Here is a 13,718-nt window from a genome sequence, read left to right on the forward strand (position 1 = left end):
CGTGACATGGGTTGTCACAAGCACTTGAAGAAACCGTTCTAAGCTGCAGTTGTTGTTTGGAATTTGTTCTGGAGTTCAAGCTGGCCATGTCCCTTTCGCCATCCACAGACTCGCGTTCTCGCCGCGCCGCGCGCCATGCCCGCGCCGCACTGAGCCGGGCCTCCCGCCGTGCCGTCGTCGCTGCCGCCGTGGCGCTCGGCGCCACTTTCCTGATGGGCACCAATGCCGCCGCCGCGCCCGCAGTGGGCCAACAGGCGCCCGATTTCGTCGCGGTCGACACCAGCGGCGCCAAGCACAAGCTGTCCGATTTCGCGGGCAAGTTCGTGGTGCTCGAATGGACCAACCCCGGCTGTCCCTTCGTGCGCAAGCACTACGGCAGCGGCAACATGCCCGCCACGCAGAAAGCCGCGACCGACAAGGGCGTGGTGTGGCTGGCCATCAACTCCACCGAGCGCGCCGCCACCGACTACCTGAAGCCCGACGCGCTCGACGCGTGGATGAAGTCGCAAAAGGCCACGCCCACCGCCGTGCTGATGGACGAAGACGGCCTCATCGGCCAGGTCTACGGCGCGCGCACCACGCCGCACATCTTCATCATCGACCCCAAGGGCACGCTGGTGTATGCGGGCGGCATCGACAGCATCGCCTCGGCGCGGGCGGACGACATCAAGACCGCGACCAACTACGTGAACCAGGCGCTGGGCGAGGCCTTCGGCGGCAAGCCGATCTCGGCCGCCAGCACGCGGCCCTACGGCTGCTCGATCAAGTACAAGAGCTGAAACGCAACCACCTCTTGGCAAATATTCACGGGGTCACGTTCAACTGGCCGTAGTAGTAGACGGCTGTGGGCGCGCCATCCCAGGCACGGTGGGTATATCGCACCCGGAACGCGTAGGTACCGCTTGGCAGGCAGTCCCGTGCGCCTGACAGGGAATCGGAAAACCCGCAACTTGCTGAAGCCACGCGTTGGGTAATCGAGTTCGCGGGCGGTGCCGGGACGGTGCCGGAGGTATTGCTCTCGTCGTATATCTTCAGCACCGCCGACAACACGCCAGGCGGCACCGAAGCTGCCTGATCCGGTGCAAGCAGCCATTCGATTCCCTCATAGACCACTGTCTGATTGGATTGGCCCGCCTGCACGCGGTAGTACGTGGTTCGATACTGCTCAGGATCGACATTGAGCGGCACCGACAGCGCGAGAGTCGGGTTCGGGGTGAAAGCCACCAGCACGGCCGGTTCGGCCGCGACGGCATACTTGACAGTGAGCATCAGGCTGGGCGGCGCGGCGCCCGATGGAGTCCGGGCCGAGGATGACACCCAGAACACGGATGAGCCTGACGACGGGATGGTTTGAGGCGGCAAGCTGAATCTGAGGCGGGCAGTTCCGTTGCCGTTGTCCGACAGCGAACCGCTTAAGGGAAACGCGAATGAATCTGCGTACAGTGCGAGCGAGGAAACTGCGGCCCCTTCGGGCGGCGTGACTGTCACATCGCCCACGGGCGGCGGGGCGCCGAAGCTGGATTGGAGCATGAGGTCGCCCCCGCTCAGATGGATCCCGCGCAGCACCTTGACGGTGTACGGGACAAGGTGCGGCGAAGCGCGAAAACGAACCTGGCATCCACTGTCGAGGCACACTGAAATGCGCAATGCCCCCGAAAAAGTGCCTGCCGTTCCTAACGTCTTGCCGCGAAGCAGCAGCGACACCGTCGGGCTGGAACCCGCCTGCATGGCAAAAAGAGCGTTGTTCTCGAAAAGTCCGTCAGGATCTTCGACCACCACGTAGAGAAAGCTTCCGTTGAGCGCGGCAATGTTCCCGATCAGACGACCTGTCAGAAAAAGGCCCGGCATCTCGGCACCCTGGTAGATCGTCGTCGTGACAGATGCGGGCACGAGGTCGACGATCGAAACATCCACCACCTTCCCCAGGTAAAGGGGCTTGTTGGGTGCCGGATGGGCATCGCCGATTTTTGTGCTTTGCAGCTGAGTTGACGCCACCGCGGGCGTGGCACTCGCAGCCTCTGCCAAAGGCTGAGGCGACAAGACCTTCGCGTCCACGCCAGACAACTGAATGCCGCCGGCGTCGTCCGAGCCGCCTCCGCATCCCACCAAGGTCGCACACAGTACCCAGACGCAAATGATCGAGCGCACTTTCATGACTCCCTGATGTTCTTGTCCCGATGCCCGTCCCCACCAGACGCGCTCCGCAAGTGTAACGAGACGCAAGCACCGCCGTGCTGATGGACGAGGACGGCCTCATCGGCCAGGTCTACGGCGCGCGCACCACGCCGCACATCTTCATCATCGACCCCAAGGGCACGCTGGTGTACGCGGGCGGCATCGACAGCATCGCCTCGGCGCGGGCGGACGACATCAAGACCGCGACCAACGACGTGAACCAGGCGCTGGGCGAGGCCTTCGGCGGCAAGCCGATCTCGGCCGCCAGCACGCGGCCCTACGGCTGCTCGATCAAGTTCAAGACCTGATGAGTTCCGTCGCGGGGCGCAACGCAGCCCCCGCGTGACAGCTACCTGACTCGCACAGTCAGCCAGCGGTCGGGAAGCCCGGCCTACCCTCGGGCGAGCACATCGCCAATATCGCCCAAGGGGACAACCAGATGAATCCTGCGCCCACCGCCGCGCAAACGGGTACGGCCGCCCACGCCTCCTCCGCCTCTTCCTCCAAGTTCGCCACCGTCCTGCGCGTGACCGGCGGCAACTTCATGGAGATGTTCGACTTCTTCCTGTTCGGCTTCTACGCCACGCAGATCTCGAAGGCGTTCTTCCCCGCGGGCAACGAGTTCGCCTCGCTGATGCTCACGTTCATGACCTTCGGCGCGGGCTTCCTGATGCGGCCGCTGGGCGCGATCTTTCTCGGCGCATACGTCGACCGCGTCGGACGCCGCCAGGGCCTGATCGTCACGCTCGCGCTGATGGCCGTCGGCACCCTGCTGATCGCCTGCGTGCCTTCCTACGCCACCATCGGCCTCGTCGCGCCGCTGCTGGTGCTGGTCGGCCGGCTGCTGCAGGGCTTCTCGGCCGGCGTGGAGCTGGGCGGCGTGTCGGTGTACCTGTCGGAAATGGCCACGCCGGGCCGCAAGGGCTTCTACGTGAGCTGGCAGTCGGCCAGCCAACAGGTGGCCATCGTCGTGGCGGCTGCGCTCGGCTACTGGCTCAACGTGACCTTCACGCCGCAGGAGATCGGCGACTTCTATTGGCGCATTCCGTTCTTCGTGGGCTGCCTGATCGTGCCGGCGCTGTTCATCATCCGCCGCTCGCTGCAGGAGACCGAGGAGTTCATGGCGCGCAAGCACCGGCCCGACGCGCGCGAGATCTTCCAGTCGATGATCGCCAACTGGGGCCTCGTGCTCGCCGGGATGATGCTGGTGTCGATGACCACCGTGTCGTTCTACCTGATCACCGTCTACACGCCCACCTTCGGCAAGGCCGTGCTGCACCTGAGCACGACCGACGCGCTGATCGTCACGCTGTGCGTGGCCATCTCCAACTTCATCTGGCTGCCGATCATGGGCTCGCTGTCGGACCGCGTGGGCCGCAAGCCGCTGCTGATCCTGTTCACGGTGCTGACCATTCTGACCGCGTACCCGTCGCTCAAGTGGCTGGTCGGTGCGCCGAGCTTTGTACGCATGCTCGAGGTCGAGCTGTGGCTGTCGTTCCTCTATGCGAGCTACAACGGCGCGATGGTCGTGGCGCTCACCGAGGTGATGCCGGTGAACGTGCGCACCGCCGGCTTCTCGCTCGCGTACAGCCTGGCGACGGCGCTGTTCGGCGGCTTCACGCCGGCGATCGCGACAGGGCTGATCGAGATGACCGGCGACAAGGGTGCGCCGGGGCTGTGGATGACGGCCGCCGCGGTGTGCGGGCTGATTGCGACGCTGCTGCTGTACCGGCGCAACGTGGACCCGGCCGATGCGCGGCGCGTGCCGGTGGTCTGAGCGCAGCCAGCCCGCTGCCTTTCGATAGGCCAGGCTGCGAGGAGCCGGGACACACCCCTGCGACAATCGCGGAATGCCCTTCGCCCCCCTGCAAAACGACACGTTCCTGCGAGCCTGCTGGCGCCAGGCCACCGACCACACGCCCGTCTGGCTGATGCGCCAGGCCGGCCGCTATTTGCCGGAGTACGTCGCCACGCGCGCCAAGGCGGGCAGCTTCATGGGGCTGGCCACCAACACCGACTACGCCACCGAGGTCACGCTGCAGCCGCTGGCGCGCTACCCGCTGGACGCGGCCATCCTGTTCTCCGACATCCTGACGGTGCCCGACGCGATGGGCCTGGGCCTGTCGTTCGAGGCCGGCGAGGGCCCGCGCTTCGCGCACCCGGTGCGCGACGAGGCGGCGGTCGCCGCGCTCGAAGTGCCCGACATGGACAAGCTGCGCTACGTGTTCGACGCGGTGGCCTCGATCCGCAAGGCGCTCGACGGCCGCGTGCCGCTGATCGGCTTCTCGGGCAGCCCGTGGACGCTGGCCTGCTACATGGTGGAAGGCGCCGGCTCCAGCGACTACCGCCTCGTGAAGAGCATGCTGTACAGCCGCCCCGACCTCATGCACCGCCTGCTGGCCGTGAATGCCGACTCGGTGGCCGCCTACCTCAATGCCCAGATCGATGCCGGCGCGCAGGCCGTGATGGTGTTCGACAGCTGGGGCGGCGTGCTGGCCGACGGCGCGTTCCAGGAGTTCAGCCTCGCCTATACGGCCCGCGTACTGGCCGGCCTGAAGCGCAACGGTGCCGACGGCCAACCGGTGCCGCGCATCGTGTTCACCAAGGGCGGCGGGCTGTGGCTCGACGCCATGCGCGAACTCGACTGCGAAGTGCTCGGCGTCGACTGGACCGTGAACCTCGCCACCGCGCGCAGGCAGATCGCTGAAGGCACCGACGGCAAGGCCAAGGCGCTGCAGGGCAACATCGACCCCAACGTGCTGTTCGCGCCGCCCGCGCAGATCGAGGCCGAGGTGGCGAAGGTGCTGAACGCCTTCGGCAAGCCTCACGCCGACCGCAACGCCAAGGGCCCGACCCACATCTTCAACCTGGGCCATGGCATCAGCCAGTTCACGCCACCGGAGCATGTGGCGGCGCTGGTGCAGGCGGTGCACGCCCAGTCGCGCGCGCTGCGCGGTTGAAACCGTCACTTCGGGGCGGGCCGGCGATGGCGCCAGGCCTGCCCGAAAGTGGGTTCGCAGCCGTTTGTCAAGCACAAAAACGGTCTATCGGCGCCGACTTATACACAAAACACGTGTTGCACTGCGCAAGATTATCTGAGTGGCCTCTTTCTTTGCTCCTAAAGAAATAGCGAAGCTAAGTTGTTGATTTATATAGGATTTGAACTTTGCTTTTTTTCCGGGCATTCCAGCCAGAGCCTTGATTTTCAAGGCCTCGCAACGAGTCGAGCCCGCTTGTCAACAAAGTTATCCACAGAAACTCTGGATGGCCTTCAAAGCCCAGATAAATCAACGACTTAAGCGCTTTTGCTCAAAGTCGCATTAACAAACCTTTCCAAGAAGGACCGCTCATCTCCACAGCCGGCTTACCCCTCGGCGGGGCTCACCAGACGACCGACGGCGCTTCCCCGGCCCTGCCGTGGCGGCTCGACATCGCGGTGCAGACGCCCGCACATGCCGCGCTCGGCGACCTGCTGAGCTACGCCAGCGCGGAGCCGGTGCCGCCCGGCACGCTGGTGCGCGTGCCGCTGGGCAAGCGCGAGGTGCTGGGCGTGGTCTGGAACGAGCCGGTTTCGCTGCTGGGCGCCGAGCCCGACATGGCGCTGAAGCCCGTGGGCGCGGCGCTCGACGCACTGGCCCCGCTGGGCGACGCCTGGCGCGACCTGGTGGCCTTTGCCGCGCGCTACTACCAGCGCTCGATCGGCGAGATCGCGCTGGCCGCGCTGCCGCCGCAGCTGCGCGACCTGTCGACCGCGCAGCTGGCGCGCCGCCTCAAGCGCAGGACGACGGCCGGGCCGGTGGCCGAGACGGCCGAATCCGCCAACCTGATCGCGCTGAGCGCGGAACAGACCGCCGCGCTGGCGCGCATCGAGGCAGAAACGGGCACCTTCCTGCTGGTCGGCAGCACCGGCAGCGGCAAGACCGAGGTCTACCTGCGCTGCGTGGCCGACCTGCTCGCGCGCAACCCCGAGGCGCAGGCGCTGGTGATGGTGCCCGAGATCAACCTCACGCCGCAGCTCGAAGCCCGCTTCAAGGCCCGCTTCGGCGACGAGGCCGTGGTGTCGCTGCACAGCGGCATGACAAATCCGCAGCGGCTGGCGAGCTGGCTGGCGGCGCACGGCGGCGCGGCGCGCATCGTGCTGGGCACGCGCATGGCGGTGTTCGCGTCGATCCCGGGGCTGAAGCTCATCGTGGTCGACGAGGAGCACGACCCAAGCTACAAGCAGCAGGAAGGCGCGCGCTATTCGGCGCGCGACCTCGCCGTGTGGCGCGGCCAGCGCGAGAAGGCCAAGGTGATCCTGGGCTCGGCCACGCCCTCGCTCGAAAGCTGGCACCAGAGCCGGCCCGCCGAGGGCGACGACCAGGGCGGGCGCTACGTGCGGCTGGCCATGCCCTCGCGCATCGGCGCCGGAGAGCTGCCCGCCGTGCGGCTCGTCGACATGAACCTGCAGCCGCCGAAGACGGTGATTTCCGCCGCGCTGCTCGACGCCATCGGCCAGCGCATCGCGCGCGGCGAGCAGAGCATGATCTTCCTGAACCGGCGCGGCTATGCGCCGGTGCTGGCCTGCGGCGACTGCGGCTGGAAGAGCGAATGCCCGCACTGCAGCGCCTACCGCGTGTTCCACAAGATCGACCGCACGCTGCGCTGCCACCACTGCGGCTTCACCGAGCGCGTGCCGCGCGCCTGCCCGGCCTGCGGCAACCCCGACATCGCGCCCGTGGGCCGCGGCACCGAGCGGCTCGAAGAACACCTGGCCGAGCTGTTCGCGGGCGTGAAGCACCCGGACGGCAGTGCGGTGCCTGGACCTGTGAGGATTGCACGCATCGACGCCGACAGCACAAAGAAACAGGGCGCGCTCGAATCGCAGCTCGCTGCCGTTCACGCGGGCGAGGTCGACGTGCTGGTCGGCACGCAGATGATCGCCAAAGGTCACGACTTCCGCCGCATCACGCTGGTGGCCGCGGTGAACCCCGACGGTGCGCTGTTCTCCAGCGACTTCCGCGCGCCCGAGCGGCTGTTCAGTTTGCTGATGCAGTCGGCCGGCCGCGCAGGCCGCGACGCCGCCTACCTCGCGGCTCAAGGCGCCAAGGCCGAGATGTGGATCCAGACGCACCATGCGCAGCACCCGCTGTTCATGGCGCTGCGCCAGCACGACTACGCCAGCTTCGCGCAGCAGCAGCTCGACGAGCGCCGCGCGGCCGGCATGCCGCCCTTCGCGTTCCAGGCGCTGCTGCGGGCCGACGCGCGAGAGCAGTCGGTGGCGCAGGGCTTCCTGAACACGGCCGCCGACAAGGCCGAGGCGCTGCCGGGCGCCGACCTCGTCACGCGCTACCCGGCGGTGCCGCTGGCGATCCAGCGCGTGGCGAATGTGGAGCGAGCGCAAATGCTGATCGAAAGCCCCTCGCGGGCCGCGCTGCAGCGCCTGCTGGCGGGCTGGCAGCCGCTGCTGCATGAACTGCGGCGCACGCCCGAGGGCAAGGGCGTGATCCGCTGGCTGGTCGACGTCGACCCGCACAGCATCTGAACCCGAAACGCCGGCGAGCCTGACGCCGCGGTTTCAGTGGTGGCCGGCGGGCTCCTTGCCCATGTCGACATAGCGCAGCTCACCGTGATGCCTGCGCCGCGCGATGCTCGCGGGCCACGCGAACACCACGAGGCTCAGCGCGGCGAGCGCTATCGCGGTGGCGGTGCCGAACCTGTCGGCATGCCAGAACCAGCCGACCGCACAGAGCCAGGCCAACCACAGCAGGATGCGAGAAAGAATTGCCATCGCGCGCTCCATTCACATCTTTGACTTGCAAACACTGTAGCAGCTCATCTGCAAACCCAAGTATTCATCCGAAGTCATAGCGATAGCTATGTCTTACGGCCTGCCTTGGCCTACCCGAAAATTTGTGAAAAAAGAGTTGACGCCATACCCCGGCGATGGCCAAGCTGTAACCGCGCCAGCCCCCCGCGGGGACCGCGTTCCAAGCAAGCTCGCTCGTCGCAAAGGCAAAGGTCGCCGTGAAACCGCCGTCTTTCTCTGTTTGGGTCCTCTCGCTCGCTTCGAGCCTCGCCTGCATCGCGGGCGTGCCTTCGGCTTCAGCGGCCGAACTGGAGGTGCAAGGCAGCCGGCTGCTGGTGTCGGGCGCGCTCGACGGCACCGCCATCAAGGAATTCACCGAGCAGCTGGCCAGCGGCTCGGTGCACACCGTGGTCTTCAAGGATTCGTTCGGCGGCACCGCCGAAGCGGCCGGCGCCTTTGCCGACGCCATCCGCGCGAGCGGCGTGCAGACCGAGGTTCGCGGCCAGTGCATGGCGGCCTGTGCCTACGCCTTCCTGGCGGGCAAGACGCACCGGTTCGGCTACGGCGCGCAGGTCAACGGCATCCTGCTGCCTGTGGCGGCGCGGCCCACGGCTGCCGAGCTCGCGGTGCGCTGGCGCGGCGACGAAACCCACAAGACCCTGGCCGACTTCACACCGACCGCAGGGTCCGCGGCCAAGCCGGTGGAAGCGAGCGCCCCGCCGCCCAAGGACAACTGGCAGCCCGACCACGGCGTGCTCTTCACCGCCAGTCCCACGCTCTTCGGGCGTGTCTACAACACCTACTACTGCGACGGCACGCAGGGCCGCGACTTCTCGAAGTGCGAGCGCCTCGCCGATGCCGATCCTTACAAGCTCGGCGTGCTGACCCCATAGCACGCGCACCGCGAGCGTAAAGCCGAAAAACGCGGTCCCCCGTCGTCCGCTGGACGATGCGGGCGATGCGGCCGCGCTCGGCGCGAAGAAAGGGAAAGTAACAAGGACTACAGGCGGCACCGGCCCGCTGTCGCCGGGCCGCTCCAGGGCTGCCGGGGGGTGTCGGGGCTATAACCCCGCAAAGGCCGGCCCCGTATCATTGCCCGCTTTGCGCCAGCCGTTCCCCACGGCCTTCTTCGCGGCCTTCCCGGTTCTTTTTCTCCCATGTCTCACGGTCTCAATCTCGCGCAACAAGAAGCGGTCAACTACATGCACGGTCCCTGCCTGGTGCTCGCCGGCGCGGGCTCGGGCAAGACGCGGGTGATCACGCACAAGATCGGTCGCCTGATCCAGTCGGGCATCGAGCCACAGCGCATTGCGGCCATCACCTTCACGAACAAGGCGGCCGCCGAAATGCGCGAGCGCGCGAAGGACCTGATCGGCAAGGACGCGCGCAAGGTCGTGGTCTGCACCTTCCACGCGCTGGGCGTGCGCATGATGCGCGAGGACGGCGCGGTGCTCGGCCTGAAGAAGGCCTTCAGCATCCTCGACGCCGACGACGTCACCAAGATCCTGAAGGACGCCGGCGGCACCACCGATGCGGCCACCGCGCGCATCTGGCAGTGGACCATCAGCAAGTGGAAGAACATGGGCCTGAACGCCGCGCAGGCCGAAGCCCAGGCTGCCGACGACAACGAGCGCATCACCGCGAAGATCATGGCGCGCTACGAGGAGCGCCTCGCGGCCTACCAGAGCGTGGACTTCGACGACCTGATCGGCATGCCGCTGAAGCTGCTTTACGAATTTCCCGAGGTGCGCGCCAAGTGGCAGGCCGCGCTCGGCCACATCCTGGTGGACGAATACCAGGACACCAACGCCACGCAGTACGAAGTGCTCAAGGCCCTGGCCGGCGAGCGCGGCCACTTCACCGCCGTGGGCGACGACGACCAGTCGATCTACGGCTGGCGCGGCGCCACGCTCGACAACCTGCGCAAGCTGCCGGTCGACTACCCCACGCTCAAGGTCATCAAGCTGGAGCAGAACTACCGCTCCACCAGCGCCATCCTGCGCGCGGCCAACAACGTGATCGGCCCCAACCCCAAGCTGTTTCCGAAGACGCTGTTCTCCGAGCTCGGCGAAGGCGAGCCGGTGCGCATCGTCGATGCCGACAGCGAGCTTCACGAGGCCGAGCGCGCGGTGGCGCGCATCGTCAGCATCCGCGCGGGCGACGTCATCCCGCAGGGCAAGCAGTACAAGGAGTTCCGCGACTTCGCGATCCTGTACCGCGCCAACCACCAGGCGCGCGTGTTCGAGCAGGCGCTGCGCAAGGCGCAGATTCCGTACAAGGTGTCGGGCGGCCAGAGCTTCTTCGACCGCGCCGAGATCAAGGACCTGTGCGGCTGGTTCCGCCTCTGGGTCAACAACGACGACGACCCTGCGTTCCTGCGCGCCATCACCACGCCCAAGCGCGGCATCGGCCACACCACGCTGGCGAGCCTGGGCACCTTCGCGAGCCAGTACAAGCTGAGCCTGTTCGAGGCGCTGTTCAGCCCCTCGCTGCCGAGCGTGATGCCCAAGCGCACGCTCGAAGGCATCCACGAGTTCGGCCGCTACATCAACGACCTCGAATACCGCGCGCGCCGCACCATGGGCGCCGAAGACTCGCGCACCTTCATGCTCGACTGGCTGAAGGAGATCGACTACGAGAAGCACCTCTACGACGGCGAGGACAGCGAAGCCGCCGCGGCCTCGCGCTGGACCAACGTGCTGGAATTCGTCGACTGGATGTCGCAGCGCGCCGGCGGCACGCTCGACGATGCCTCGGGCGCCAACGACAACGTCGAGACCGAGCGCAAGAGCCTGCTCGAAGTGGCGCAGACCATCTCGCTGCTGTCGACCATCAGCGAGCGCGAGCAGGACCAGGACGTGGTCACGCTCTCGACGCTGCACGCCTCCAAGGGCCTGGAATGGCCGCACGTGATGCTGATCGGCGTGACCGAAGGCCTGCTGCCCTTCAAGCTCGAAGACGACAACGGCCGCCAGCAGGTGGTGAGCGACGACACGCTGCAGCGCCTGCAGGAAGAGCGCCGCCTGATGTACGTGGGCATCACGCGCGCGCAGCGCAGCCTGGCCGTGAGCTGGACCAAGAAGCGCAAGCAGGGCCGCGAGATGGTGCCCTGCGTGCCGAGCCGCTTCATCGCCGAGATGGGCCTCGACAAGACGACCATCAAGGAAGACCCGCGCGAGAAACTCAAGGCGCTGCGCGCGGAGTTCGCGCGCAAGGCACAGGACAGCGCGGCGAAGGCGGCGGCAGCGTCATGAAGGCGAACAGCTTTTCCGCGCTGCTGGCCGGCGCCGTTCTTCTTGCGCTGTCGGGCTGCGCCTCCGTGCGGGGCAGCGCCGACTGCCCCGCCGATGCGCGCGACCTGCCGCTGCAATCGCTCTACGGCCGCTGGGATGCGCACTTCGACGGCCTGCCGGCCGTGGCCGCCGTGCAGCTCGGCAAGCACCCCGACTACGACGGCGTGCGCGGAACCATCACACGCCACGGCGCCAACCCTGCAAAGGCCGCGGTCGCGCAACTCGCGGGCGACGTGGACGACGAAGGCGCCCTCTCCATCGACGAATCGCAGGACGGCCGCGCCATCAGCGCCGTCTGGTCGGGCAAGCTGCAGGCCGGTTCGTGCGGGCGCGAATTCAGGGGCACGTGGCGCAACGCCGCGGACGAGAGCACGCACCCGTTCGTGCTCAGCAAGACAGTCGCGCAGGAAGGAAAGCAATGACGACGACACGACGACAACCTCACTTCAACCTGGCCGCGCTCGCGGCCGTGGCCGCCTGCCTCGGCGGCGGCGCCACGGCGCACGCCCAGGCCGTGGACAAGCCCGCGAGTCCGCTGGCCGACGCCCAGCTCACCTGGCAGCAGTGCGCCGCACTCGGCGCCAGTAACGAGGCACGCCTGGCCTGCTTCGACCGCTGGTCGCAGCAGCAGACGCTGCCCTCGGCGTCGGTGCCCGCCGCGCCGCCCGTGCTGGCGAACACCCAGCCGCCGGTGGACGCCTCGATCCCGGCCACGCGCGTCGTCTCGGTCGCCACCACCGAAGGCTGCCGCGACCGCCAGTACTCGGTGCTCTCGCGCTTCTGGGAACTGGAGGAGGCCACCGACTGCGGCACCTTCGGCTTCCGCGGCTACCGCCCGCTCAACGTGTCGGCCTCGGCCGCCACCAAGAAGCCCGAGACACCGACCTCGCCCTCGGCCGGCCACACCGCCGACCCCGTGGCCTATCAGGCCAACGAGATGCGCATCGGCCTGTCGGTGCGCACCAAGCTCGCCCAGGGCATGCTCACGCAGAACGATCCGGCCAACAGGAAGGACTCGCTGTGGTTCGCCTACAGCCAGCAGTCGACCTGGCAGCTGTTCAACGGCGCCATCTCGCGGCCCTTCCGCACCACCGACCACGAGCCCGAGCTGATGTACGTCTACCCGACCGACTTCAAGCTGCCCGGGGGCTGGCGCTGGCGTTATTCAGGCCTGGGCATCGTGCACCAGTCGAACGGCCAGGCCCTGCCGCTGTCGCGCAGCTGGAACCGCGTCTACCTGATGGGCGGCGCCGAGCTCGACGACCGCTTCACCATCACCGGGCGCATCTGGAAGCGCGTCTCCGAGAGCGCCGCCAAGGACGACAACCCCGACATCTCCGACTACATCGGCCGCGCCGAGCTCACCGGCCGCTGGAACCTCAACCGCGACAACCAGCTCGCGGTGACCGTGCGCAACAACCTGCGCGACAGCGGCCGCGGCTCGGTGCGCCTCGAATGGCTCAAGGCCATCGGCGACCCGACCAAGAGCAACCTGCGCTTCCACACGCAGCTGTTCTCGGGCTATGGCGATACGCTGGTGGACTACAACCGCAAGCGGACCGTCCTGAGCATCGGCCTCAGCCTCGTCGACTTCTGATTCACTTCACACGTCCTTCCACACCATGAGTGCAGACCTGTCCCCCGTCGACGACACGCAGCGCGAGATCATCGCGACGCTGCATGTCGCACCCGTCTTCGATGCCGCCCACGAGCTGGAGCGCCGCGTCGACTTTCTTGCCGGCTACCTGAAGCAGACCGGCCTGAAGACGCTGGTACTGGGCATCAGCGGCGGCGTCGATTCACTGACAGCCGGCTGCCTCGCGCAGCGCGCCGTCGAGAAGCTGCGCGCCACCGGCTACGACGCCACCTTCATCGCGATGCGCCTGCCCTACGGCGTGCAGAAGGACGAAGCCGAGGCGCAGGCCTCGCTCGCGGTGATCAGGCCCGACCGCACCATCACCGTCGACATCCGCCCCGCCGCCGACGGCATGCTCGCGGCGCTGAAGGCCGGCGACCTGGCATTCCGCGACGCGGCGCATGAAGACTTCGTGCTCGGCAACATCAAGGCGCGCCAGCGCATGATCGCGCAGTTCGCGGTGGCCGGCGCGCACGACGGCATCGTCATCGGCACCGACCACGCGGCCGAGGCGCTGATGGGGTTCTTCACCAAGTTCGGCGACGGCGCGGCCGACATCACGCCGCTCACGGGACTCAACAAGCGCCGCGTGCGCGCGGTGGCGCAACTGCTGGGCGCGTCCGACGCGCTGGTCTACAAGGTGCCGACCGCCGACCTCGAATCGCTGGTGCCGGGCAAGCCCGACGAAGATGCCTTCGGCGTCACCTACGAGCAGATCGACGACTTCCTCGAAGGCAAGCCGGTGTCGGCCGAGGCCCGCCGGATCATTCTTGCGACGCATCGCAAGAGCGCGCACAAGCGCGCGCTGCCTGTCGAGCCCTTCTGA

11 protein-coding genes and 1 pseudogene are annotated in these 13,718 nt (G+C 67.4%); 10 read left to right on the plus strand and 2 right to left on the minus strand.

Features of this window, described 5'->3' with window-relative positions; all coding sequences use genetic code 11:
* Window positions 1-86 precede the first annotated feature (86 nt).
* The gene (locus ASD05_RS23905; RefSeq protein WP_200955478.1) at window positions 87-779 is read left to right on the plus strand and encodes a thioredoxin family protein; all 693 of its coding nucleotides are present in this window, start codon (window positions 87-89) and stop codon (window positions 777-779) included.
* 25 nt (window positions 780-804) lie between these two features.
* Here ASD05_RS23905 and ASD05_RS23910 read toward each other — a convergent pair whose 3' ends face one another.
* Window positions 805-2,154 carry a hypothetical protein gene (locus tag ASD05_RS23910; protein ID WP_056597645.1) on the minus strand — a complete coding sequence of 450 codons (1,350 nt, stop codon included), beginning with the start codon at window positions 2,152-2,154 and terminating at the stop codon, window positions 805-807.
* Between the two features lie 65 nt (window positions 2,155-2,219).
* Between ASD05_RS23910 and ASD05_RS23915 the strand changes: the two are divergent.
* The 4 genes and pseudogenes from ASD05_RS23915 to priA form a co-directional block, all read left to right on the plus strand.
* A pseudogene (locus ASD05_RS23915) lies at window positions 2,220-2,483 on the plus strand (thioredoxin family protein); the annotation flags it as partial.
* A gap of 131 nt (window positions 2,484-2,614) precedes the next feature.
* A complete protein-coding gene (locus ASD05_RS23920) occupies window positions 2,615-3,952 on the plus strand; it encodes an MFS transporter (RefSeq protein ID WP_056597646.1) in 1,338 nt (445 codons plus the stop codon).
* A gap of 73 nt (window positions 3,953-4,025) precedes the next feature.
* A complete protein-coding gene (hemE, locus tag ASD05_RS23925; RefSeq protein ID WP_056597647.1) occupies window positions 4,026-5,135 on the plus strand; it encodes a uroporphyrinogen decarboxylase in 1,110 nt (369 codons plus the stop codon).
* Window positions 5,136-5,611: 476 nt separating this feature from the next.
* Complete coding sequence (priA, locus tag ASD05_RS23930) at window positions 5,612-7,699, plus strand: primosomal protein N' (RefSeq protein ID WP_056597648.1); 2,088 nt, start codon at window positions 5,612-5,614, stop codon at window positions 7,697-7,699.
* Window positions 7,700-7,732: 33 nt separating this feature from the next.
* On the opposite strand, the gene ASD05_RS23935 is transcribed toward priA, so the two are convergent.
* Window positions 7,733-7,945: a hypothetical protein gene (locus ASD05_RS23935; protein WP_056597973.1), complete on the minus strand. Its 213-nt coding sequence runs from the start codon at window positions 7,943-7,945 to the stop codon at window positions 7,733-7,735.
* Window positions 7,946-8,181: 236 nt separating this feature from the next.
* On the opposite strand from ASD05_RS23935, the gene ASD05_RS23940 reads away from it, so the two are divergent.
* From ASD05_RS23940 to nadE, 5 genes are all read left to right on the plus strand, one after another.
* Window positions 8,182-8,856, plus strand: coding sequence for a hypothetical protein (locus tag ASD05_RS23940; RefSeq protein WP_235508072.1), 675 nt, complete (start codon window positions 8,182-8,184; stop codon window positions 8,854-8,856).
* Between the two features lie 264 nt (window positions 8,857-9,120).
* Entirely contained in the window at window positions 9,121-11,217 is a 2,097-nt protein-coding gene (locus ASD05_RS23945) for an ATP-dependent helicase (protein ID WP_056597649.1), read from the plus strand.
* Window positions 11,214-11,678, plus strand: a complete 465-nt coding sequence (locus tag ASD05_RS23950; RefSeq protein WP_056597650.1) for a hypothetical protein — start codon at window positions 11,214-11,216, stop codon at window positions 11,676-11,678. The genes ASD05_RS23945 and ASD05_RS23950 overlap by 4 nt, the downstream gene beginning before the upstream one ends.
* The gene (locus tag ASD05_RS23955) at window positions 11,675-12,853 is read left to right on the plus strand and encodes a phospholipase A (RefSeq protein ID WP_056597651.1); all 1,179 of its coding nucleotides are present in this window, start codon (window positions 11,675-11,677) and stop codon (window positions 12,851-12,853) included. The genes ASD05_RS23950 and ASD05_RS23955 overlap by 4 nt, the downstream gene beginning before the upstream one ends.
* A gap of 25 nt (window positions 12,854-12,878) precedes the next feature.
* Window positions 12,879-13,718: an ammonia-dependent NAD(+) synthetase gene (gene nadE, locus ASD05_RS23960; RefSeq protein ID WP_056597652.1), complete on the plus strand. Its 840-nt coding sequence runs from the start codon at window positions 12,879-12,881 to the stop codon at window positions 13,716-13,718.

The organism is Variovorax sp. Root434, from assembly GCF_001426595.1.
In the GTDB taxonomy this organism is placed as follows: domain Bacteria; phylum Pseudomonadota; class Gammaproteobacteria; order Burkholderiales; family Burkholderiaceae_C; genus Variovorax.